Here is a 23,758-nt window from a genome sequence, read left to right on the forward strand (position 1 = left end):
CTCTCCTCAATCTCTAGTATTTCTCCCTCTTTATTTATCTCCCTCTTTAGTTCCTCTTCTGTCGGCATATATAGCATATACTTTAAGGCAAATATTTGTTTCTTTCTTATTATGCTTTAACTTCATAAGTAGTCTATAATGTAAACAGCTTAATTGTTGACTCAGTGCGTCAATATTTTTAATTATTTCTATTTTCTTTAGTTCCTCATATAAAAAACATTACTTAATTAGTTTCTCAGTGAGTAACTTTTGAAATGTAAACTCTCAATTTCCTTAAAACTCATACCCAATCCCTCCTAGATTCTTTCTTATCTCATCCTCTAGGCATCTTGATTTTGCAAATAGTTCTCCTAGTTCACTGGTTAGAGCTTCCATTTTTTCTTCAAAGGGAATTCCATCATCTTCTCCTTCTTCTATTCCTACATATCTACCTGGAGTTAATACATATTCATTTTCTCTTACTTCATCTAAAATTGCTTTCTTGCAGAAGCCTTGAACATCTTCGTAACTTCCATTTATGTTTCTATAATTATGATAAGTTTCAGATATTTTTTTAATATCATCATCATTTAATTCTCTATGTCTTCTATCAACCATTGTTCCTAAATTTCTTGCATCTATAAATAGTATTTCATCTTCTCTACTTCTAAATTTAGGATTGTCTTTTTTATTTCTATTTAATATCCATAGTGATACTGGAATCCCTGTTGAATAAAACAACTTATCTGGCAATGCAACTATTGCATCTACTAATTTTCCTTCTACTAAATTCTTTCTAATTTCTCCTTCATTTGAAGTATTTGAGCTTAATGCGCCATTAGCAAGAACTATACCTGCACAACCATTTGGTGCTAAGTGGTATACCATATGTTGAAGCCATGCATAGTTTGCATTTCCCTCTGGTGGTGTTCCATATTTCCATCTCACATCTTCTGCTAATTTATTTCCACCCCAGTCACTTATATTAAATGGAGGATTGGCTAGTATGTAGTCTGCTTTTAACGTCTTGTGAAGATCATTATGGAAGGTATCATCATGGTATGGTCCTAAATTTCCATCTAACCCTCTAATAGCAAGGTTCATTCTGCAAAGCTTCCAAGTTGTTGAGTTCAGCTCTTGCCCGTAAATTGATAAATTTTCTATCTTTCCTTTATGCTCTTCTACGAACTTTTCACTTTGAATAAACATCCCCCCTGATCCACAAGCTGGATCATAAATTCTACCTTCATATGGTTCTATCATTTCTACTAATGTTTTAACTACTGAAGTTGGAGTATAGAACTCTCCACCACCTTTACCTTCTGAGCTAGCAAATTGTCCTAAGAAGTATTCGTATACTCTTCCTAAAAGATCCTTCTCTCCATTTTGATGTAGCTTTATTGTTGATATTAAATCTATAAGCTCCCCAAGTCTTCTCTTATCAAGCTCTGGTCTTGCATATCTCTTATCAAGAACTCCCTTTAGTGTTAGATTTTCCTTTTCTATTAGAATCATTGCATCATCTATTATTTGACCTATTTTAGGGTCTTTAGCATTATCTCTTATGTAATCCCATCTTGCTTCTTTAGGAACCCAAAATATATTTTCATAGGTATATTCATCTCTATCTTCTTCAAATCCATCTCCTTCTTCTAAAAGTTCGTTGTATTTTGTTTCAAATTTATCTGATATGTATTTAACGAATATAAGTCCTAGTACTACATGCTTATATTCTCCTGAATCCATACTTCCTCTTAACTTATCTGCTGCTTTCCATAGGGTTTCTTCAAAACCAATATTTGCTGTTGCCATTTTGTATTCCTCCTAAAAATTATTATCATCAAAAACTTCAAAAATTTCACTTTCAAACTCATCTTGTTCTGAACCTGTAGATACCCAATCAGGTAATATTTCAAAGTAATGTCCTAATGCCTCTATTGTTTTATGAACAAGTGCCTCATGCTGAACTTTTTCCATAAGTTCAACTATTAATTTATAGGTATCCATATATGGATTATCATCTACAATATCCATAGCTTCTTTAAACCTAGATATTAACTTTGCTTTTTCTATGGTTCTCTCCATAGTGTTAATTTCTTCTTTATCATATATAGGAACTTTCACAAGATCATTAGCTTCACCAATAAGAAACTGCTGTTCATGCTTTTTTATTACTGGTTTTAAATCTTTTTTCAATTTCTCTTTCTGTATTTCAAGCTTTTCTATTTCATTTAATTCTTTCATAAAATATTCTTGCTTAGTTCCAAAGAGCTGTTCCAATATGGGGAGATATTTTTTAGGTATGTTTTGCTTACCTTTAATCCACATATTAATATTTTGCTTTTTAATTCCTAGCTTTTCTGCAAGTTCTATATGCTGCATACTATATAAACTAAGAATATACTCAAGCCCAATCAAATAATCACCCCCTCAGTATTTCTTGTTATGTACTTAAATCACTACACACTTAATTAATTGTCTTAGTCAATATAAATATATTGTATCCTTATTTATTGACTAGGTCAATATCTATTATTGAAAAATGTAAAATTATTGATTTGTAATCTTCTATGTAGGTACATGTATTTTTTACATAAGAAAAGAACCCTGATTTCTCAAGATTCTAATTGTGTATCCTTTGTAGCCTAACTACTGTCTCAACGGTATTACAAAAGACCCACAAAGCTCCAGACAGCTATATCAACGTAACTGTGGACTTTGGGAACAGCGTTGGCATGATTCCTCTTAATAGTATAGTGGAAAAAGCTGACGCATACAAGCCAAAACAAAGAATAACTTACAAGCTGATAAAGGAGTACATCCTTGAAAAATACAGCTTTAAGGTACACACAGCATACATCGCTGAAGTAAAGGGTGGTTTAGGCTTACCGATGTACAATGCACCAAATGCAGTTGAAACACTAAAGAAGCCGAAAAAATACCCCACTCCTATTCAAGTAGATGCCATAAAAGATGCACTAACTCATCTTAATATCATATAACATGCAATTGTAGATAATAATTTAATTGCCTAAAGATAAAACGAAATAATGCCTACAGTTTGAAATATAAAAAATAGTTATAATCTAGGTGTTTCATTCTTATGCTTTCGAGAACATTTATTAACATGTATATAAAGATTTTGCAATAAATTAATGCTTGTTAATATTGATTCACCTTGATTTAATTTTTTTACCTGCTTAATAGCGTGTTCATCCAAGTGATTTTGAATTGTTTTTAATTCATCATTATGTGTAAGTCGATGAATTATCAATGTTCCTACTTGTCCAAGAAGAACCGGAGAAACATCTTGAGGATTTTGAGTTGTCAGGAATAAGAAAATCCCTTTTTTTCTTCCTTCTCTGGCAACCATTGTTAATCCACTATGATATTCGGTTTCAACGTATGGCGAGCGAGTATATCGATGAACCTCATCAATAAACATTACAAATGGTAGATTGTCTTTTTGATTAATAACATAATTACTAATTAAATCAACAATCATACCACCAATTCCATCACCAGTTCCTATTTGAGAAGTATTAATATACAAACTACTAGTAGGTGTTGTCAAAAAAGCATCAATTTCCGTTAGAAGATTCAAGGCACCCGGCACCCCACTAAAAAAATCAAGGAAGCTTGTATTTGCTAACTGATAATTTACCTTTTGAACTAAATAACTGTTTGTATTTGCCCTAAATGTGTCATATACATACTGACCCTGGGTAGCTCTATTAGAAGATTCTACAACAGATTCAGCAACTATTTGCTCTGGCAATAAGGATATATCAAAGGCTTTATCTTGTGCCATAATTGTTGATAAATTTTGTTGAACGCATTGAATATTTTCTCCATCCTTTTTATATATGGTATTATCGCCAATTTTATTCTGATAGCGCAATGAACGTATCGCTTCTGACAATACAGCACTTTGTGTATTTCCGTTCGTTTCAAATAATATTGACCATTGCTGCATGGATATTTCGCCAACCGATAGTATAGTATCAAGCCCTAGGTTTAATTTTTTAACTTCTTGATTATTAAAAGATTCATCATATTCACCAGTAGGATCAATAATCAATAGTTTTTTTTGACTTTTTATTAACTTATCAAGTATTGATAATGCTGATGTGGATTTTCCGCTATTAGTAGTTCCAACAGCCATTAAGTGTCTGTCAAATAGAGTACTTGCTTTCAGTGCAACTGTCTGATCTCTAAGATTTAAAAATGTAGCAAATGGGGGTAAACTATCATCGTCATTCTTTCTTATTTCAATAGATTGCATATATTTTTGAATAATAACTTCATTCGCAATATATGTTTTATCCGTAATTCCTACGGTCAAAAACTCAGGTAACCTAAATATGCTATCGCCATATTTCATTAAGCCGATAATATCAACACATATTTCAGGATAAACACTTTCAGGTTTTCCTTCATTTATGGAATCATGCATATTTACAGTATTTAGAATCTTGGATTGAAAAACTTCTCCCAAAAATAATCCTTGAGTAGAATCAATTACAACAAAATAATTAATTGTATTAGCTATTAATGATTCATTTTTAATTTTTCGATGAGACAAAAGCGATAAATTTTCGACTTGTATTACACTATTACCTCGATAAACTTGTGAAATCCTTCCAAGATAAAAATTATTTTTGTCTATTGAATTGTAAAAATTATCTATCACCATATTATTCACCTAAATATTCTGTTAGATTAGAATTCATAGTAGCCTTTAAAAATGCGATTTGATAATTTTGTTCCATTAAAGTTAACAATTCATTCCAATTTTTAGTATTTTGTTTAATATTAAAATCACTTACTAAAGTAGATAATCCTTTGTTATGCGTAATTGCTTGTGTGATCATTTTAGATATATGTGTATCCAAAAAGCTAAAACCCGTTGTTATTAATAATGTATTTGGGCGTTTTAACAACTCTTGAAATTTCGTAAAAAGCTCAAAATAGGGTTCTTGATAACTTTGCATGTATTTATTTGAACTTGGGAAAATCATAATAGGTGTAACTATAGTACTTTTGTCTTTTCTACGAATTCCCAATTCATCACGTTCCCAGGTTAGTGAGCCATGAATTTTTAAAAGACTTAATATATTTTTTTTATATTCTAGTTCCTTTGTTTTTACATTTTCAATATCTTTAACTAAATTCCATTCAAACATATTACTGTCAAAATAAGGCTTATGAGAGAATGAAAAACCATCCATGACCGTAAAACCTATACTTTCAGCCGCATCTTCAAAAATAGTATCATAATTAGTCGTTACAATTGTTAATTTACTTGGAGACTTAACTTTTTTAGCTAGTGTGTTAATGAATGCCGCATGTTTAAGTTTTTCTTTATTGAAGTCGTAACTTGTATTATTTCTAATAAGTTGAAAAATTTTATTCTTGGATTTTTGATATTTTTCTTTTATTGCATCAGGTACATATTTTTCAAAAGTTATTAAATTTGATAAAAAATCTTCAAGATTAAAATCAGGGTTAAAAACTTTTTTTTCGCCATCACTGTCGATTTCCACAGAAACATCGTATTTACTTTCTTTGGCTAAATCTTCTAGTGAAAACAAACTGGTATCACTGTCTAACTCACTTTTAATATCTTGGGCAAGCATAAATACTGTTTTCCCAAAATCTTTGTCTATACTTTCTTCAGTAGAGACAACAGAAGCTCCGGCACCAGCAAGAATAATAATATTGTCAAATGAACGATGAATAAATCCAGAGACTTCCTGTTTTATAAAAGATCTAAACTCACTCAAAGAGATATCAGCGGTTGTTTCAGAGTTTTTTAATATTTGATCATTTCTAAAAAATTGCGTGTCTTCTTCTGATGCTAATATTACACTTGATGAAATATAATACTCATCTTTGCTTGTCATTTAATCACCCCCGTATATATAATTAAGAAAATTATACCATAATTATATACCCCAAACTATAAAAATCAGTTATTAGGGCGAAATTTGTAAATTAATTGTATGCTACCAAATATGCACTTGCTTTTTTGAAGTAATACAAAACTAAATTATGGATATAAAAATTGCTTCTTAATTTTATAGGGGGCAATTTTTTATATACAAATCAACTTTATGTTGACTTATTTTTATACCCAAAATCCAAAGGAGGAACAAAACTTGAACGCAAAAGCAATCGCCATCGCCATGCAAAAAGGCGGTATCGGCAAAACAACTACTTGTGCCAACTTAGGCATAGGGCTTGCACAGGAGGGCAAAAAAGTCTTGATTGTAGACATCGACCCTCAAAGGAGTTTGTATATCAGTTTAGGACACGCACAGCCCGACAATATACCTACCACCCTTGCCAGGGAATTTACAAATGGACTTAGTGGCTCCGCACCCTTGTAAGGCATTATTGGTTTATTCTTATAAGGCAGTCCATTAAATTTATAAACGAATCTAAATACCTGCTCATAATAAAAGAATCTTACATGAATAGAAACATCATTAGATGGTGCTTTTTTATCTATTCCAATGTACTGGGTTCGATAAGCTAAGATTATATCTCCCTGAATGGGCTACAGTTACGAAGCAGGGATACCCTTATTATACGATGACTATACTGTAAACTTTATTCTTCCTGCTTATAGCTTTAGAAATTAACTTTGAATTAAATCCAATTGAAACCCCTTTTCCATTATCTCCATATGCTCTCCATTGACTTAATAAATCTCCATTTCTTGAAAAACACGTAATATAACTTGAACTCTCAACATAATGTTTAAGCATATCAAGGATAAACGCAAGGCGATTGTGTATTCCCTTATCATAACAATAATCTTCTTTTAATTTAATAGAAATTTCATTTTTCTCAAATGCTTTAATAAGTGAATCTTCTAAATTATTAAGTATCCATTTACGTTCCATATAATCATTTGTTTTACTTAAATCACATAACCTTAAACTTTTATTTGAAATTATAGCTATAAATATATATAAGCTACAATAATGATAAAAACATCTGCTCAAACAGTGTTATGGTTACCAATAAAACCTCCACTAACTTCTTTCTAAAATTTATTACATGAATAAGCATCTTACTACTTCCCTTTTTAAAGATTATGATAGGTAGTAAATTAATAGACTTTACACTTATTAATTTATTTTGCTAATCTTTTTTATAATTTATTAAACCACTTAGAATCATAATAAAGTCCTAAGAGTTCTCTTTCTATAATCCTCCGAACATCGTTCAGTCATATTTTTGACATTTATATATCTAACTAATTAAAAATACTTTCTAAGTTATACAATATTACTATGTCTTCTCAATCTTTTCTCTTTTAAAAATTCTTCTCGAAATTTTTGATTAACCGATAATAACATTTTAAACTCATCAAATACTTCTTTACGTACAATCACTGCACTACTTTTTTTAGCCGCCTTATATATCATAATAAAAACAATACTTGCAACATATCCAATTTGCCATATAAACGTCCTTTCAAGTAAACTATCTTTCCTATCAAAATAATCTATTTTGAGTGAATCTTTTGATAATATTTTAAAAGAACTAAACATATTCCCATGTTAAAAATACTGATTTATATTATCTTTTATTGCTTTTAATTTTTTTGATTCTTCATGAAATTCTTTATCTAAATATTTATATGCTTTACGCTCTATTCCTTTAACTGGCTTTGCTGCAATATCATCGATTACAATATAGTCATTAGTATTTGCATTTTCTAAGCTATACACTGATAAACATGCCATTTCAATTGAATGCCTCAACATAATTTGTGCTTGAATCTCATGCCTCCTTAAAATTGATAATAAATTTTGAAATAAACTATTTTGCACTTGCCTATGTAAGAAGAGAAATACTGAAGCATCTATATTTTTCCCATCAGCTATTTGGGATAATAATTTAACCAAGTTATATGAATTTGTAATAAGTTCTTCTGATTCTAAAATAGATTCTTCTATAATTTCATTTTCCATTTTTATTAATTCTCTAATGTCCATTTATTTCTTCCCCCTATAACTATATCTTTTATATAAAATCAATTTCACTATATTGTTTCTTCAATTAGCAATAAAATCCCTCTTAATCCATCCCCTCTTACACTTTTTATCATAAATTTAATTTGATTTTTAAAAATTTAGCCTTTCCTTTTGCCTACTATGTAAGTTTAAAATAAACCTTTTCATTTTCACCCATCTTAACCCCCGATTCTTTCGTTCGATTTTAAAATAAACATTTTCATCTGTGGTTATCTATCTCTTTTATTTTCCATTTTCTCATCCATTTAAAAATCCATTTTTCATCAGCACTTATTTACTAAGATTCAGTATTTTATCTCATTATAAATCCATTTAATTTTTCTTTAAGAACCTCTATTTTTTAAAGGCTTGGAGTTAATCCCTAATTCCTAATCCATTCCCCTTAAATCTTTCTATTAAAAAGGAAAAGATTCAAGGCTTAAACCATGATTCTTTCCCCTTATTTATCAACGTATATTTTATATTTTCACTTCCATTTTTTTGCCCCTATATCAGACAAATTCTTTCATTACAAAACTTTATTTTAAAAATGCAAAGAATTTATTTTAAATTGAAATGGTTTGTTTTAATTAGAAACGCTCTTCGTAATCATAACGACTGTCCATCATGGCTAATAGGGTTTGAATTGATGTTACAACCCCTTTTGAGTGTGTAAATCCAAGTATTTTTACACATTTTTCATTTATGCGTTCGTGGGAATAAGTCAACACTACTTTTTAAGTTTTCTCGGTTCTCTGGAATATATCTACTACTATTTATCCAATGTCGGAATCTTAGTACCTTTAACATTCACACCTAAGATTGCAGCGCCCAATACAAGCGCACCTCCTATAATAGGAACTCCGTACTTAATTATTCCGTTGAGAAAATCTTTGTTTTCAGTATCCTTTGCTGAAATACGACCTGCAACAGTTATCATCTGTTCTGTTATTTTTACTCTCTCTTCGGCAGTAATTGTGTCCTTTTTTAAAAGGTCACCAAGGTCATCGAGTATTTTCTTATAAGCCTCAATCGCTTCCTTCTGACTTTCTCCATTTTCCTTCTGTTGATTTATAATTAAAACTGACCCACCTTTAACGAGCAAAATTGACCCACCTAAGTTATTATAATATCCTAATCTTATACTGGGATTGGGAGGAAAAACAAAGGTGAAAGATGTGAGAGAATGGATTACAGTAAAGAGAATGTATGAGAGGGGGATGCCGATAAGGCAGATTGCAAGAGAATTAAAGATATCTAGGAACACTGTTAAAAGACTAATAAAATGTGGAGAAGAACCACATTACAAAAAAAGAACTTATGATACTAAAATTGACCCTTACTTAGAACAAATAAAAATATGGTACCTGAGTCCCGAGTTTAATTTTATAGGAACACGAATATATCGTGAGTTGAAAAAGTTGGGATATGACGGTAGTATATCTCCCATATACAGATATCTTAATAAATTAAAGGATGATAAAATAAATATTCCAATGAAAGCAACCAAACGAATAGAAACTCCGTTAGGAGATCAGGCTCAATTTGATTGGGCACATTACACAATGGAAATTGGTTGTGAAAAGTTAACATTATATTGCTTCTCATTAGTCCTTGCAGCCTCTAGGAAGAAGGCTATATTATTTTCAAAGTCTTGCGACGGCGAAGCCACTTATGAAGCTATTCATTTATTATTTAAGAAAATTGGTGGTGTTACAAATGAGTTCTTTGCTGAGGAACTACCTCACTTAAATCCTGTAAGAAAAGAGCCATTTATTTTATGTAATCTTAAAGAAAGAAAAGTAAGTTTAGATTCTTATATATCTGTGGATGCCATAAAATACAGCGTTCCCGTAGAATATGTAGGTAAATAGGTTGGTTTTAGAATCACATTAGGTTATAAATTAGAGGTATTCAATAAATCATTGGAGCTAATAGCAGTTCATGAAATCATTAAAGATAAAGGACGTATGGTAACTGTAGATAATCACTATGGAAGTTTAAATGATATAGCTCCAAAATCTATACCAGAAATAATAAGGCAGTTTCAAGACACATTTATCAATGGTAAGGTTTTTTATAAAAATTCTATACCTAATTTAAAGCAGCCAAGCTATCATTTAAGAGAATTTATTAAGTTAAAGGATCTTTACGATATATCATCACTAGATTTAATTTTAGAATATTGCATAAATAATAATATATATGAAATAAGAAGCATCAAAGAGGTGTTAAAAAGAAAATATTTTGAAATAGTTAAAGGTAGTAATTCAGCAGATGATATGTTAACAATCGAGGATACAAGTAGAGACTTATCTTATTATGAGGAGGGTCAAATTTGAAGAAAAAATCTGGAATTAACACATCAACAGACCATATTGATGCTCTTCTAAAACAATTTAAACTTTTAGACATAAGGATGAAATTTCAATCAGAAATAGCTTACGCCATTGAAAATAATCTCGGTCACAGAGAGTTCTTATGTAGATTATTAGAGATAGAATATGAAGGAAAAAAGGAACGTAACGCGGAGCGTAATATAAAAGCAGCAAGATTTGAGTCTGTAAGATCTCTAGGTTCATTTGATTTTACATTTCCAGATAAGATAAATGAAAGCAAGGTTAGAGATTTAGAAACCTTAGCATTTTTACGAAATAAAGAAAATGTAATATTAATAGGACCACCTGGAGTTGGGAAAAGTCATATTGCAACTGCCGTAGGCTTACAAGCATGTAATAATGGTTTAAAGGTGTTATTCACTACAGCTAATGATTTTATAGACGACCTCTATAAAAGTTACATAGAAGGAACCCTTAAAAGCAAGTTTAAAAAGTTAGAAAAAATAGATCTACTCATCATTGATGAATTAGGTCATTTTAAAATGGACAAAGAAAAAGAGAGTATATTTTTTCAAGTCATTCGCCAACGCTATGAAAAAAACTCTCTAATAATAACCACCAATATACCGTTAGGTAATTGGGATCAAATATTTACAAGTAAACTAGCTGCAACTGCAATACTCGATAGACTAATGCATCACTGTCACTTAATAAGTATAACAGGAGATAGTTTTAGAGTAAAGGGGCAAATAAAGGGAGTATAGAATATGGTTAAGAATATGAATATAGATTTTGATAAATTAGTACATATCTTCAATACCGAAGGTAAAGAATCAGCCGTAGAGTTCCTATCAAGCACCTACGGTGTTGAATACGCTACTACTATAAGATTATTAAGAAAAAATACCAATTATAGATTCAATAAAAGTACAAGGAAATATGAAGAACTATCTAATGATAACCTTGATTTTATGAGCATGGAACAACTATGCAAAGTTAAAGATACAGAGGCTACAAAAATTGTAGCCTCTGTATCAGAAAAAGTATACTGTAAAAATCCTATGGATTCATTAACATTAGATTTAGTACAAGATAGACTTTTAGAAATGGCAAAATTTATAAAAATTAGTCCCAGTTCTAAAACTATTAATATAAATATCAATCGCCTTCGCGATAGTGGGTATGATATAGAATTAATAAATTGATATTACTAATGGGTCAATTTTATGTGAAAAAGTGGGTCAAAAGTAGTTGACAATCTACACCTTCATTACGTTATTACACATGGTATTTAACTGTGCAATCATGCTATTTGCTGATTCAGTGTAAGCAGGAAACTGATCGATAATTTTAATTGCAACATCTTTATCCATATTCGGAATTGCAGAGACGAACTCAATAATTTTGTCTTTAGACATATTTCTAAAGCTGTCGATAGCCAGTGCCTTCTTAACCTCATTATCAGTAACCATATATTTTGCCATAACCTTTTCCTCCTTGTCCCATGTATATTTTTTATTAACCCTATGTCTTAATATCGAGTAACTCGGTAATTTCCTGTGTTCCAGACAGCATCTCGTTTTAGGTGTTCTTGCAAACATATCTATTCATTACTTCTAATTATCCGAAATGTTCTATCCTTTATATTTCCAAAATATTGAACATTTCTTCTTTATCCCTATTTGCCTTTTCTTCTGTCCACTTCCCATAATCAAGTCGTGTCATTTTTTTCATTATCTTTAATTTTAAGCTTTGATTGATGATACTTGGATATGAATTAATTTTTCCAGCGGGTGGTAAGTTAGAAATGCTGGATGGAACTTCTAAACAAGAATTGCCAATCATCTTGAAGTGGTAATATAATTGATGATGGCTAATATTATTTTCTCTACAAAATCTATAATCTTACCTTCATAAGAATTAAACTTTACTAATATTTCCTCCCAATTTAGTTCTTTATCTACATCCTTTAACATTGTTGAAATACCTCCTTTAAATCATCTTAGATATTTCAAGTTTATCAAAGGATATTATAAGTTAATAGCCGGTAATTCTTTGACGCTAACACTACAAGCTCTATTTTCTTATGTTAATGTTTGTTTCGTAAATAGATTTAACATATTCATAGTTTGAGTCTTCAATAATTAACGGATTGCTAAACATATAATTTCGCCCATCAATTTCTAAAAGAAATTGCACGTCATTCATTCCTTCAATAACATATTCGTTTATATCTGCTGTTTTTGTGTAATAAAAATAATTATTGTTTTCTTCTACAAAAACATCGGATTCCAAGCTTTCATTTGTAGCATTAATTGAGTTATCCTTAGCAACATATTTAGAAATAAAGTAATTATCTTCTTTGCCGTCAATCTGCTCAACTATTTTGTTATTTACCATTATTAGTATTTTTTCAAAAGTTGAATTTCCTTCTAAATTTATGTTAATATATTGATTGTCATATTCAATTTTCAGCTTGGCATTCATTTGCTGTGGTAGAAAAGTCGTTACTGCATAAAGACAACATATCAAAAATACTACAGCTCCAACAACATCAGTTGTAATATGAGGGATGGCATTACCGCTTTTTCTTGAAGTAATTCTTGTAGTAACGATCGTGATTATTATAGAGATAACAACAACAATACTGTAGGTAATTGCATAGTTATTTTTTGCAATTTCGATATTGTCGATTAATGAACCAAACAATAAATAAAAAGTTATACCTATCCCAAATATCATTAAATAATAAAAAATATGATCATATGAATTGTTGGCCTTTTGTAAAAAAACTGTTGTGAGTTGGCATTTGCTCGTTCAATAAATATACTTGCCTCAAAATACGAATATCTTATAAGTACCACCAGCAAAAATATACATGATACAAAAATAATTGACGGAAATGCTTGTAACATTTTAATATATGGTATTCCAGACTGAGAAATATATATTCTACTTAATTCATTTTGTAATAATTCGATACTTTTACTTAGAACTATGCAAACAACAGAAATAAATGAAAATACCAATAAGTACCTACTATTTCTATCTGAAACTGATAATTTTTCTTCCCCCATAAATCTATTCCCCTTTCTTTTAAATGTCCACCCACCAATTATTCTTGATAATCTCCTAAAATTGAATCAATAAGAAAATCGAATTGTGGTTTTGCTTTCTTTTTAAGCTCTTTGTCCATTTCTGACATTGCTACATAGGCTTTTGTTCCTTTATAAAAGGTTAATGCTAATGTTTGACATTTAAATCCGTCCACAGGACTAAACTGGTAGGTAAATACATCTCTGTTACCTCCCTTTACTATTGTATCCCAGCTTATTTTCTCTTTTTCAATCAGTGCTATCATTTGCTTCATATAATATGTACTCCGTTTATCATTACAATTAATAAATATATCTGATACCACTGTGCATTCACCTCTAAAAATTTTATTTTTTTCATAATAATACAATGCCCTTGCTATAGATTCAAAAGACTGTATTAGTCTTAAATTATCTACAGTAACCCACTGAATAGGAAAACTCTTATTAGCAATTTTTAATACATCATCTTTTTCTATTTTATATAAAGAAGAGTTTCTTTCCAATGCACGCTTAACTTTAGTCTTATTATGAATGTATGCTACAGAATTGTTACCAACTCTACCACTTAAACATGCCATTAAATATTCATCATTATGTGATTTCTTACTATTATGCTCATCGCAAGAAGGAACAGTAATTAAATTATCCCTATATGATTGCTTTAATATATTACCTACATCTTTATTTTCTGGAAACAAACATTTAGGCGGAACATACTCTCTAGAAGTGGCTTTTTTACCGCACCAATAGCAAATTCTATCGTTCATATAAACCTCCTCAACTATCAAATATTTTTATATATTTTGACTAACTATTGTATTCAATATAAGTATAGTGAATATCCCCCTGTCACTATAAAAGACAGATGAATGAGAGGAGCACTATTAAACTCTAGAATTCAATTTCTCTAATGCACACTTCATAACTATGTTCACCAGAAGGATGCCTTAGATATGTAATCACATTATCGTACTGACCGCATATAAGTGGTTCTATTATATTAGTCAGCTCATTTGAAGTTACAGCTTTTATTTGTACACAAGCAGGAATAGTTGTATTAACAATCGTTGCTGGCTCTGTTCTACCAAGTTCCTCATTCATAGTCGAAAACATAACATCAAACTGTCTGAAATTCGGATTATAGTAACCTTGATACATTCGGTTAGTTATTGGGAATCCGACACCTACAGCTTGATACTTTCTATAAAGTTGACTCGATAACCTCTTTCTGGATGCCTTACTATGCAGCCGGAATTGATGCAATGTAGATATTATCAGCATCAAACATTAATTGTACCGGACGATTATACAAACTATCAATGGTCTGGATGTTTTCAACAAAAGCACCTATATAATCGGTTTGACTATCTACAAGTATCTGCATCACGTTTTGTGTTCTACTGGTATTTACATCCTGAAGTATACCACCAGCCTTGATGAGATTTTCATCAAGCTGAGACTTGCTAATTACAGGGATTTTCTCAACCAACTTTCCGGCTCCACTGCTTATCTTTGACAAGCCCTTCAGAGCATAACCTTCAAAAGAAGCTTTGGAGTCATTTTCGATTTTCTCCGCACATTTTTCATAGAGTGAAGTATAATCAATTGAATACTCCTGAATCTTTCCGGCGATGCTGTTCAGGTAATTAGAATCGAAATTCTCAAGTAGCATGACCTCTAAGAACGAAGAGAATGAAAATGTATACAGAGCAAGCTGATAATCATTAAGGCGAGCCACCGTCTTGTTCAACGTGGACTTGACATTCTGATTGCTGTGAAACAACACATTTTTCTTAAGTGCTTTTGTAAGTTGTTCTCGATATAGGATAATGCTTTGTTCAGCCTCACGTTTAATATCCTGAACAAGAATATGCTTGTGGTCTTTATATTTCTCATTATCCCAATTGAATTTGTAGTTGTTAAGCACATCGGCCAAAGCATTAAGGTTACCTTTAAGTTTTGCTTCCTCTTTCATTTCTAAGAAAGCAAGTATCTCTTTTTGTGCCTCATGGATGGCATCTAATTTCTTTTCTACTGCCATAATCGCAACAGCCATACATAACATTGTAGGGTCAAGTGGTATCTGTGTCATTCTTGCAATTCCTCCACCTACACCACCATTAGCAGCTTGAAGATTTCCTATATACTGTCCGCCACTTTTAAACATTGTTTTTCCTGCAGTATTAACAAAATATAGTCCGCTTTGACCACAACTACCTGCTGCATAACTTGAAAGTTGTGTCAAAGGTTGAAAAGCTACGCCTAATGCAGCCGCTTTCTTAATAGGGAACTTCTGTGCTTCCTCAATATCAATATTCATCCTTACAAGCTCTGTCGGAGGACAATATTCAACATCCTTCATTGCTTGAATAAGTTCATTCTTTTTATCCATTATACATTCCCTCCTATATCAATTCTATACCAGTGTTTGTAATTTTTGCGAATGTCAAATGAGTACACTCACAAGGCTGTTATCAAATCCGACAACTCAACACTATGGCATTTTTGCATTTCTATAAGCTTCCGTCTACTCATTTTCTGTTGATTTTCCACCCAGCAATTTTTGATTCACGCAATGTAAGTTTCTCTTTCGGAAAAGTTATAAACCCAATAAAATTCTTTTCAACATTTACATCAAGACAAATTATTTTAGTAGCTGTTTCTAAAATAACGATTTGTCAAATCCGTTTTAATTAAAATACAAAAAGTTGTATCAAATGATTACTTCGGGCAAATACTGATTAAATTGTCGTAAAATGCATTTAGTTCTACATCTAAAAATTCCTCTCCTTCAAATACAGCCTTACAAAGATTGGAGATTTCAGTAAAATACTCGTCTGTGATTTTACTATTAATATCCTCAAGAATCTTTAGAACCTCATCCTTATACTTTTCTTCAACAATACTGCGATATTTTACATCCTCATTATAAATTAACATTTGCCGTGATTTTGATAATGCCCATAAAAGTTCGCCTATGCGATCAATATTTTCGCACCCTGTAACAGCAGGTTTTACAACATCATAACCGCAGTTAAAACAGTCCAACATCTGAGGCGTAACCTCCACGGGGAAAGGTGGTGACAATTCATTCATTAAGTTGACATCATCATCTTCAACTACTTTTTTTAATTCTTCAAAAAAGCTCTTTGGAATTTTCAATCCATTAGTCATTATATTATGAGGATCGTTACAGCATAATACAATCAAATAATCATATTCCAAACTAGTGAAAGGGGTACAGAGGTACAGCAACTGCAATAGTTCTTCACCATCAGTCATATCAAATTTATTCACAATAATCGGATAATGACTAAGTATTCCATCAAAAAAATAATGCGAGGGGAAAACTATGGAATATGCAACTGATAAATCACTTAATGTCTCTGTTGCTTTTATAAGTTTATCTTTGTAGTTATTCGTATGCCAAGCACTTATTTGATATTTATTAAAATATTTACTGGGTTGGTGTTCTTTATAATATTGGCATGTAATAATAAGGTTTTTGTATGTTCTTTCTTCAACTTCACAAATTTCTCTATACTCTTCAGCTAGTTTTTTTTGTTCTTTGCATATTTCGTTGAAATATGCTTGCATCTTCTCTAATGAAGACAATGTCTGTTGTAAATTTATTAGTGCTAACCGAGATTTCTCTTTATCCCTACTCAAAAATCCAACTAATTGGTTATAAAAATTTTTTATGCTTTGAAAAAAGTCGTTTTTGATTTTGTTTAACCCCTCTGGAAGATTGGCTTTTTCATCAAAAGGTCTATCTTCATAAGGATATTTGTACTCTCTAATCAGCTTTTTATTTATTTCTTCTCTAAGTTCATCTATTTCATCTGCAATTTTGCCTAATGTTTTTTGTTCTAAAATTCTATGAATGAACACAATAGTTTTTTGGGATAAATTAACAATACTAGTTCTAATAAAAAGCCAATGTTCAAGCCATTCATAAATACTATCGCATTCATAATTACTAAGAATTGTTTTGCTCCAAAGGGAGGTAAACTCTTGATGAAACATAATCACAATATTTCTGATTGGCATGGTCTTATGTGCATCATCAGGAATTTCATATCCTGAAAGAGCATCTATTACTGGTTTAATAGCATCGGCACAATAAGTATCAAAAACGGGAAGCATTTTGCATATAGTTTTTAATCTTGATACACTCTCGTCATTGCCCTTATTTATTTCGTTTGCAAGGATAATGTAATTTACATAGATCTCTTCTCTTTTCTCGTTAACATATATTTGTAGTGATTCAGTTTCATTCCTTAAATAGGTTAAAATGCACTCCAAGTTATCATTAACATATGCCATATATCTTTCTCTGTTTCCACAAAAACAAGTATACATAACGGAAGATATAGTATCCACGGAATAACTGTCACAGTTTTCCCAAAGCAATTTTAGAGAGATATTATTCGTTAAATTAAAAGACGGGTCAATGTTAATGAGCCAATAAATAATTGAAGCGTATGAAGCAATGTCCGATGTAATATTAAAAGCTTCATCACTTTTGAAGTATTTGTATAGGGCTTTACACAGAAAATATATATCTGTATGTGATAATTCCATTTTAGGTGTATTGTTTCTAAGATGGCATAAATACTCTATATTTTTGTTTTCAGGCATTATTTTTCGCATATCGTCTAAGGTGTTTAAGGAAGTATCTATCTCTTCAAATTTAGTAAATGGATTTAATTCCATGTCTAAAACAAATAAGCCACCATGTTCATTTGCATCATCATAAATATGTTGATTGGCAAGGTAATATTGCATAACACTACCAGAAAATATGCCACGCAAAGCATCTACATATGGAGTTAAATTACTTTCATCCCATAGTGTCTCAACTAAATGAACATAGAATTTTTCTTTATCATTAATTATCTTTGGGAAACAAGAAAATAGTTTAGAATAGTAAGTGCAGTCCACAATATTTACGATTTGCAATGCAGTTTCTTCCAACTCAACAAATTCATGCAGCTTATCAACAATGTGTTGTGAGCGAACTGGATGTAATCCTTCAATATATTTTGACGAACCATCAATTCGAATTAGAAATTCATTTTCAATGCCCTTTAATAGCTCTCCATAATCTTGGGAAGTTACTTCTATTAAACTTCTAATGAGTTTATTTGCCGAAAGTTTAATTCCACATATATCGGCAAAACAAACCTTGCGAAGAATTTCGCATTTAATTCTACCAGAATCCGTGTTACTTATTTGAGCAATTTGATTAGATATTCGCTGAGATAACATTTCGCCATGAGTGAGTAAATAAATATACTCAATCAGAAGCTTCTTTTTTTCAACTGATACAAAACATTTTCGCCAATCAGTAATTGATGGATGCAGCTTACCTGTTTGGTTAATCACTTGAAATATAGCTTTTGCTTCATCTTCATTAAGAAATAATTTTATTACTTGTAAAGATTTAACATTGCTCAAATCTCCGCTATAATTGTACCAATCATCTTCTCTGGTCGTTATAAGTAATCTGTAATTATATGATATTTCATCCTGCAGAAGTTGGGCTAATTTATTCCACTCACTAAGTTGAGAATCAAGATTGTCAATAACAATCAGGGGCTTTTCTCCCATTTTTACTCTTGTACTAAAATAAGATATTATATGGCTCAGCTCCTTTGGGTCATTACACCATAAAAGATGATAAATTGTATATTCCTTTTGCAAATCATATGCAACTTGAAGAGCCAAGGTTGTTTTTCCTTGACCGCTAGAGGCTTTTATTACAGTAACTCTATTTTCTTTAACTGATTCTACAACTTCCTTTTCCAATACAATTCTTCTAACTGGTAGCTGTTGTGCGATATCCTGGTAGGAAGGTTTTTTCCCTTCGTAATAACTGTAGTCTGTTCTAACATTGTAGCCAGACTCAAAACCAACTCTTTTTATCCAACTGTGTGCAGGATTATGTGCTCCCTTACTAATGTCATCTTTAATACTTAAAATCAATGTATTGAGTTCATTTTTATTAATACTTTTCCTATGCTCCATTTTTTCTAAGCAACAAATTTTGAGACCGTTTGCGAATATTGTAATATTGTCCGTTACAATATCGTAATTGTTTATTAACAGCCTTTCTATTTCTTGAGACAAAGTATTTTTTTCTTTTTTTTCAAAAGAAAGTTTAGCTATAAAAGTATCATATGAGAAGTCATTCCAATTCCAAAATGGATTTTCTTCTTTTATTTCTCCAATTATCTTTTCCCAATAAGTATTGGAAGTAGCATCTAAAGTATTTTTAATAAGTTTACTTAAATTTCCATTAGCAACCTTAAAATCATAAACCAATTTGAATTTTCGATTTTTATCAATAAGATAGGCTTCTAAATAGTTTTTTAGAACATCCTTTAAAAAACTAGCATCTTGCTTTTGTGTTGAGTATTTTAGCTGTATATGGGTATTGCAATTATCCACATCGATATGGTTGATTTTATCTATGTCTTCAATTCCCTCTAAATAAAAGACAGTATTCTCATCCATTTCAGACAATATTAGATAGCAAGAATATAGAAATTGATAAGTGAACCCTACAAGTGCAATTTTCCCTCCATCCCTTGAAACTTGCAATTCTTGAACAGTTGACTTGGATGTACAAGGATTTATCTTTTTTGCTTTACCTTTTTTCTTCTTTGCCATGTGCCCACCAACTTTCTCCCCGAATAAATATATATTATTTAATCTGTGCCGTAGCTCACTTTTTACATACAAATTATAACATATTCACAGAGCAAATAACACTTTAACAAAATGAATTTCGTTGTTTCACACTTGACCCGTCATATCCTTTAACTAAAATATGTCTGTCATATATTTCAATTCTATCCACCTTACTCTTCACTACACCTTCGCCGTAATTACCGTCACAAATTAACTCTGTGAGCTACGCTTTTAACCACTCTTCATTTAGTATAGGAGATAGGGTACACTCATTTTTGCCCTTTTCAATTCTAGTAGCACATCTCCATAAAACTTTGCCACGCGCGGTTCTTCTACGATAGGATGCACCACAGTCCCCACATACTAGTAAATTTCATAAAATATATTTGCTATTAAATTTGCTCTTTGATGCTTCTGTGCTGCCATCATTATTACGCACAATTCTTTCACGTCGCTTCATTTCTTCTTGCTCTCTATCAAATATATCTTTTGATACAATGGCTAGGTGAGTATCTTCTACATAATATTTTGCCCGCTCACCATGATTTACTTTTCTTTTCTCAGTAATATAATCTTCAATAAAAGTTTTCTGAAATATGATACACCCTTTATACTTTTCATTTTTAAGCATCTTTTGAATAACATATGTTGTCCAAATACCTTTACCTGTAGCAGTTTTAATTTCCATGCTCTCTAAGTACTCTTTTATTCGCAGTAATGTCATGCCATCTAAATATAGGTTAAATATTGTTTTCACTACTTGAGCTTGCTCAGGTACTATAACTAAGTTGCCGTTTTCACATTTATAACCCATAAAGTTTTTATACTTGGTAAATATATCTCCGTATTCAAACTTTCTTTGATAGCCCCATTGAATATTTTCACTAAGATTTCTGCTTTCTTCCTGATCTAAAATACTACTAAGAGTGATTGCAAATTCTGCTTCATCTTCAATCGAATTTAGATTTTCATTTTCAAAATACATATTAATGACCCTTTCTTTTAATTTTCTTATGATTATTAATGTATCTAAAACATTCCTATATAATCTACTGAGAGATTTCGTAAGAATGTAATCAATCTCGCCATCACACGCCATATTTATCATTTGCTCTAAATTGGATCGACCCCTTTGCCGAAGTCCACTACCATAATCAAAATAAGCTCCTGCGTTGTTGATTTCATATCAAGTTATATCACAAAATTATTTATATTTTGTAATGACTTTTGGTGAATATGTTGAAACACGCTGCACTTCAATATTCCCATCTCCTTGAATTTCAGAAAATAAAAACATAAACTCTTGTTCATACTGATTTAAATACATATCTTTAAATAATATTTTGAAAGTCACCTTATCTAATTTTTTAGTCTTAATATTATTACTATTTATCACCCGATACATTTCAAAACAGCACTTTTCTCCCGGTTTCACTACATTTGTCTCATAATCAAAAGGACAAGCACAACCATATACAGCAGATGCTGACTCAAACATAGGACATAAAAATGAATCCAACAATTTATCAAAATATTTCCCTGTTAATTCAATTGCAGCTCCATTGCCCTTATTAACAAAAGAAATCTCGAAATATGTATGTCCTCTTTCACTTCTAATTTTAATGCATTTATCAATTAACAAATATGGCATTATAGCTATCCTATTAATTTCTGTTTGCTTATCTAATTCTTGCTCATGCTGTTTTACCATTATATCAATGGTTTCTTGATGTTCATTTTGTTGATTTTCAATTTGAACTTTAAATTGTTTTTTATCATGTTTTAATGTAAAAAATAAAACAGCAAAAGAAATAATAGGACTTATTATTATAGCAATTAAGTCTAAGATACCACTATCATTCAATTGTTTTATCGTATTTATAATACTTCGGATTTTGATTCCCCCTTTTAGTTACCCTTGCAGTCTTCTATTGTATTTTTTGTAAAAGCTAATTCAACAGCATTTTATTATGAACTTACATGCAATTCCACTCTATCTAATTTATAATGCAAAATACTATGTCATCTATATTTTCACCTAAAAATCAGGGAAAAAATCTGGCGTTATAAGCCTAACTTTCGCTCATTTTTTTACTTTAAAACCACAACATATTGTGGTACAATCACCTTATTTCTTCTTATCACCACAATACGTCATCAGAATTACACACTCAACATGGCACGAGAGGATAGCAAGTACGTCAAATGCCAACTCTCGTTTATGGGAACATAACCACCACGTTCTTTTCGTTTGTGAAAACATATCAAAAATCAAAATAATTTAGAAATTCCGCTTCACTTACCACCTTTGTTTTAATATCGTAAGCTGCATAAAGAAACGTAGTCTTTTTTCTTGTATAAGCATCTTCTGAAACAAAATATTGTCCCTTCAACGCATAGAAACAATGATGTCCATCTCTAATAATGTTATCTAAAGTATTTTTTCCTTTCTTCAATTTGTCATTAAACAACGGATGCATATCGAGAAGTGTATAACCTTGAATTAACAACAAGTCAAAACCTACATACTCATTATTTAACGAAAACCATTTTTCCGCTATCTTAGGCCATTTCTTCATCAATGTCTCTTCATCATCTTTAAATGAATCAAAAAAAGAAAACATATGATAAAGTAACTTATCTAACATAATTTTTTCACCTAATGAATATGCTTGATTAAAATCGTTTTTCAAATCCATTTTTTTGATATATTCCCTTAATATTTTATACCTACTTACATCCTCAAAAATTAACGTATACATTTCTTGTAGAAATATTCCCATATTCTGTGCTGAATATCTTCCTCCGTGTGATTTCAAAAAATCATATATTGGATGTGAAATATCCATTCGAGTCATATCTATATTAAATGAACACATCATATCTTCGTTCTTAATCGATAACTTTTTTTTCGGTTCTGTAATGTAATCGTTAAAACATTTCATCATAGATTCTTGAACAATTACAGGTGATGCATCATCAATTCCTAAACATAGCATATCATTTATAGTTTCAGCAAAATCAAAATCCTCCTTGACTTTATCATAATACTCACTCTTATAGTTATTTGCCCGATCTTTAATATGCGCCGTACTATACGGCATTTTATACTTCCCTTTTAATCGAAAAATCATGTCTTTGAACCTATTATCTAAATCTCCTTTATCTAAACGAGATTCTTTCATATATTTGATTACATTCCAGTCCAAATAAATATACTTAGCATTAAGTATACTGTCATTTATCTTCACAGCAATCCTCTCCTCACTATTAAAAAGTACATTTTATAACCACATCACATTAAAATATGCTAACATACGCCCGTGTTAGTTGAACAGTTTTATGGCAAATTTATGCTAATATTTCATCAAGCAAAGTGCGGTATTTTTCTGTCAATGAAACAATCATTAAATTGTACCAAACCTCTCTTGAATAATTACCATTTTACACACACCATATTTTATAATGCAATTCTTTTTTTGCATAAAAATCTATCGGAACTCCCGATGTACTTTCAGCGTATTTCTTTACATAATTATCAAATTGATATTGATTTTTTGTATAATCAATATGCGTAAAACAATCACTGTCTAAATAATACATCCCGTGAAGAAAA

At 30.8% G+C, this 23,758-nt stretch carries 22 protein-coding genes and 2 pseudogenes; 6 read left to right on the forward strand and 18 right to left on the reverse strand.

Annotated elements, in window-relative coordinates; genetic code table 11:
* Positions 1-273 precede the first annotated feature (273 nt).
* Together B3630_RS12945 and B3630_RS12950 are read right to left on the reverse strand one after the other, a co-directional pair.
* On the reverse strand, positions 274-1,791 hold the full coding sequence (locus B3630_RS12945; RefSeq protein WP_346898794.1) for a class I SAM-dependent DNA methyltransferase: 1,518 nt from the start codon (positions 1,789-1,791) through the stop codon (positions 274-276).
* Between the two features lie 12 nt (positions 1,792-1,803).
* A complete protein-coding gene (locus B3630_RS12950; RefSeq protein ID WP_346898796.1) occupies positions 1,804-2,397 on the reverse strand; it encodes a YdaS family helix-turn-helix protein in 594 nt (197 codons plus the stop codon).
* A gap of 317 nt (positions 2,398-2,714) precedes the next feature.
* On the opposite strand from B3630_RS12950, the gene B3630_RS12955 reads away from it, so the two are divergent.
* On the forward strand, positions 2,715-2,981 hold the full coding sequence (locus tag B3630_RS12955; protein ID WP_346898798.1) for a hypothetical protein: 267 nt from the start codon (positions 2,715-2,717) through the stop codon (positions 2,979-2,981).
* 77 nt (positions 2,982-3,058) lie between these two features.
* Here the strand turns inward: B3630_RS12955 and B3630_RS12960 are convergent, their stop codons facing one another.
* Complete coding sequence (locus B3630_RS12960) at positions 3,059-4,675, reverse strand: ATP-binding protein (protein ID WP_346898800.1); 1,617 nt, start codon at positions 4,673-4,675, stop codon at positions 3,059-3,061.
* 1 nt (position 4,676) lies between these two features.
* Positions 4,677-5,885, reverse strand: coding sequence for an SIR2 family protein (locus B3630_RS12965; protein ID WP_346898802.1), 1,209 nt, complete (start codon positions 5,883-5,885; stop codon positions 4,677-4,679).
* A gap of 255 nt (positions 5,886-6,140) precedes the next feature.
* On the opposite strand from B3630_RS12965, the pseudogene B3630_RS12970 reads away from it, so the two are divergent.
* A pseudogene (locus B3630_RS12970) lies at positions 6,141-6,329 on the forward strand (ParA family protein); the annotation flags it as partial.
* A gap of 240 nt (positions 6,330-6,569) precedes the next feature.
* Here B3630_RS12970 and B3630_RS12975 read toward each other — a convergent pair.
* From B3630_RS12975 to B3630_RS12985, 3 genes are all read right to left on the reverse strand, one after another.
* Positions 6,570-6,890, reverse strand: coding sequence for a DUF2971 domain-containing protein (locus tag B3630_RS12975; RefSeq protein WP_346898804.1), 321 nt, complete (start codon positions 6,888-6,890; stop codon positions 6,570-6,572).
* A gap of 663 nt (positions 6,891-7,553) precedes the next feature.
* Entirely contained in the window at positions 7,554-7,991 is a 438-nt protein-coding gene (locus tag B3630_RS12980; protein ID WP_346898806.1) for a hypothetical protein, read from the reverse strand.
* A gap of 790 nt (positions 7,992-8,781) precedes the next feature.
* On the reverse strand, positions 8,782-9,114 hold the full coding sequence (locus B3630_RS12985) for a hypothetical protein (RefSeq protein ID WP_346898808.1): 333 nt from the start codon (positions 9,112-9,114) through the stop codon (positions 8,782-8,784).
* 64 nt (positions 9,115-9,178) lie between these two features.
* Between B3630_RS12985 and B3630_RS12990 the strand changes: the two genes are divergently transcribed.
* Genes B3630_RS12990 through B3630_RS13005 form a run of 4 tightly spaced genes read left to right on the forward strand, consistent with a single transcriptional unit; the run spans position 9,179 to position 11,553 of the window.
* Positions 9,179-9,883, forward strand: a complete 705-nt coding sequence (locus B3630_RS12990) for a helix-turn-helix domain-containing protein (RefSeq protein ID WP_346898810.1) — start codon at positions 9,179-9,181, stop codon at positions 9,881-9,883.
* A 51-nt stretch (positions 9,884-9,934) separates the two neighbouring features.
* Positions 9,935-10,351, forward strand: a complete 417-nt coding sequence (locus B3630_RS12995; protein ID WP_346898812.1) for a hypothetical protein — start codon at positions 9,935-9,937, stop codon at positions 10,349-10,351.
* Positions 10,348-11,112 carry an IS21-like element helper ATPase IstB gene (istB, locus tag B3630_RS13000; RefSeq protein ID WP_346898814.1) on the forward strand — a complete coding sequence of 255 codons (765 nt, stop codon included), beginning with the start codon at positions 10,348-10,350 and terminating at the stop codon, positions 11,110-11,112. Before B3630_RS12995 ends, istB begins: the two co-directional genes overlap by 4 nt.
* A gap of 3 nt (positions 11,113-11,115) precedes the next feature.
* Positions 11,116-11,553 (forward strand): hypothetical protein, encoded by a 438-nt coding sequence (locus tag B3630_RS13005; RefSeq protein ID WP_346898816.1) that lies wholly within the window; start codon positions 11,116-11,118, stop codon positions 11,551-11,553.
* A gap of 54 nt (positions 11,554-11,607) precedes the next feature.
* Here B3630_RS13005 and B3630_RS13010 read toward each other — a convergent pair whose 3' ends face one another.
* The 11 genes and pseudogenes from B3630_RS13010 to B3630_RS13060 form a co-directional block, all read right to left on the reverse strand.
* Positions 11,608-11,832: a hypothetical protein gene (locus tag B3630_RS13010; RefSeq protein WP_346898818.1), complete on the reverse strand. Its 225-nt coding sequence runs from the start codon at positions 11,830-11,832 to the stop codon at positions 11,608-11,610.
* Between the two features lie 357 nt (positions 11,833-12,189).
* The gene (locus B3630_RS13015) at positions 12,190-12,324 is read right to left on the reverse strand and encodes a hypothetical protein (protein ID WP_346898820.1); all 135 of its coding nucleotides are present in this window, start codon (positions 12,322-12,324) and stop codon (positions 12,190-12,192) included.
* Positions 12,325-12,424: 100 nt separating this feature from the next.
* Positions 12,425-12,880 (reverse strand): hypothetical protein, encoded by a 456-nt coding sequence (locus tag B3630_RS13020; RefSeq protein ID WP_346898822.1) that lies wholly within the window; start codon positions 12,878-12,880, stop codon positions 12,425-12,427.
* A 583-nt stretch (positions 12,881-13,463) separates the two neighbouring features.
* Positions 13,464-14,213, reverse strand: coding sequence for a hypothetical protein (locus tag B3630_RS13025; protein WP_346898824.1), 750 nt, complete (start codon positions 14,211-14,213; stop codon positions 13,464-13,466).
* 124 nt (positions 14,214-14,337) lie between these two features.
* Positions 14,338-14,730, reverse strand: a complete 393-nt coding sequence (locus B3630_RS13030; RefSeq protein WP_346898826.1) for a hypothetical protein — start codon at positions 14,728-14,730, stop codon at positions 14,338-14,340.
* A complete protein-coding gene (locus B3630_RS13035; RefSeq protein ID WP_346898828.1) occupies positions 14,687-15,838 on the reverse strand; it encodes a hypothetical protein in 1,152 nt (383 codons plus the stop codon). Before B3630_RS13035 ends, B3630_RS13030 begins: the two co-directional genes overlap by 44 nt.
* Before the next feature lie 329 nt (positions 15,839-16,167).
* Positions 16,168-20,121, reverse strand: a complete 3,954-nt coding sequence (locus B3630_RS13040; RefSeq protein WP_346898830.1) for a hypothetical protein — start codon at positions 20,119-20,121, stop codon at positions 16,168-16,170.
* Positions 20,122-20,365: 244 nt separating this feature from the next.
* Positions 20,366-20,500: pseudogene (locus tag B3630_RS13045) on the reverse strand (recombinase zinc beta ribbon domain-containing protein); the annotation flags it as partial.
* Between the two features lie 15 nt (positions 20,501-20,515).
* Entirely contained in the window at positions 20,516-21,322 is an 807-nt protein-coding gene (locus tag B3630_RS13050; RefSeq protein ID WP_346898934.1) for a recombinase family protein, read from the reverse strand.
* A gap of 24 nt (positions 21,323-21,346) precedes the next feature.
* Complete coding sequence (locus B3630_RS13055; protein WP_346898832.1) at positions 21,347-22,006, reverse strand: hypothetical protein; 660 nt, start codon at positions 22,004-22,006, stop codon at positions 21,347-21,349.
* Positions 22,007-22,406: 400 nt separating this feature from the next.
* The gene (locus tag B3630_RS13060; protein ID WP_346898834.1) at positions 22,407-23,246 is read right to left on the reverse strand and encodes a hypothetical protein; all 840 of its coding nucleotides are present in this window, start codon (positions 23,244-23,246) and stop codon (positions 22,407-22,409) included.
* Between the last annotated feature and the right edge of the window lie 512 nt (positions 23,247-23,758).

Origin of the sequence: Clostridium sp. UBA7503 (genome assembly GCF_002477055.1) — a bacterium.
Classification (GTDB): Bacteria; Bacillota; Clostridia; order Clostridiales; family Clostridiaceae; genus Clostridium_J; species Clostridium_J sulfidigenes.

Bases quoted from the DNA above. Each gene is read 5' to 3' on its own strand.
- B3630_RS12945 (WP_346898794.1), bottom strand. From the start codon at position 1,791: ATGGCAACAGCAAATATTGGTTTTGAAGAAACCCTATGGAAAGCAGCA.
- B3630_RS12975 (WP_346898804.1), bottom strand. From the start codon at position 6,890: ATGGAACGTAAATGGATACTTAATAATTTAGAAGATTCACTTATTAAA.
- B3630_RS13025 (WP_346898824.1), bottom strand. From the start codon at position 14,213: ATGAACGATAGAATTTGCTATTGGTGCGGTAAAAAAGCCACTTCTAGA.
- B3630_RS12965 (WP_346898802.1), bottom strand. From the start codon at position 5,885: ATGACAAGCAAAGATGAGTATTATATTTCATCAAGTGTAATATTAGCA.
- B3630_RS13060 (WP_346898834.1), bottom strand. From the start codon at position 23,246: ATGCCGTATAGTACGGCGCATATTAAAGATCGGGCAAATAACTATAAG.
- B3630_RS12960 (WP_346898800.1), bottom strand. From the start codon at position 4,675: ATGGTGATAGATAATTTTTACAATTCAATAGACAAAAATAATTTTTAT.
- B3630_RS12955 (WP_346898798.1), top strand. From the start codon at position 2,715: ATGATTCCTCTTAATAGTATAGTGGAAAAAGCTGACGCATACAAGCCA.
- B3630_RS12980 (WP_346898806.1), bottom strand. From the start codon at position 7,991: ATGGACATTAGAGAATTAATAAAAATGGAAAATGAAATTATAGAAGAA.
- B3630_RS13005 (WP_346898816.1), top strand. From the start codon at position 11,116: ATGGTTAAGAATATGAATATAGATTTTGATAAATTAGTACATATCTTC.
- B3630_RS13015 (WP_346898820.1), bottom strand. From the start codon at position 12,324: ATGTTAAAGGATGTAGATAAAGAACTAAATTGGGAGGAAATATTAGTA.
- B3630_RS13040 (WP_346898830.1), bottom strand. From the start codon at position 20,121: ATGGCAAAGAAGAAAAAAGGTAAAGCAAAAAAGATAAATCCTTGTACA.
- B3630_RS13010 (WP_346898818.1), bottom strand. From the start codon at position 11,832: ATGGCAAAATATATGGTTACTGATAATGAGGTTAAGAAGGCACTGGCT.
- B3630_RS13035 (WP_346898828.1), bottom strand. From the start codon at position 15,838: ATGGATAAAAAGAATGAACTTATTCAAGCAATGAAGGATGTTGAATAT.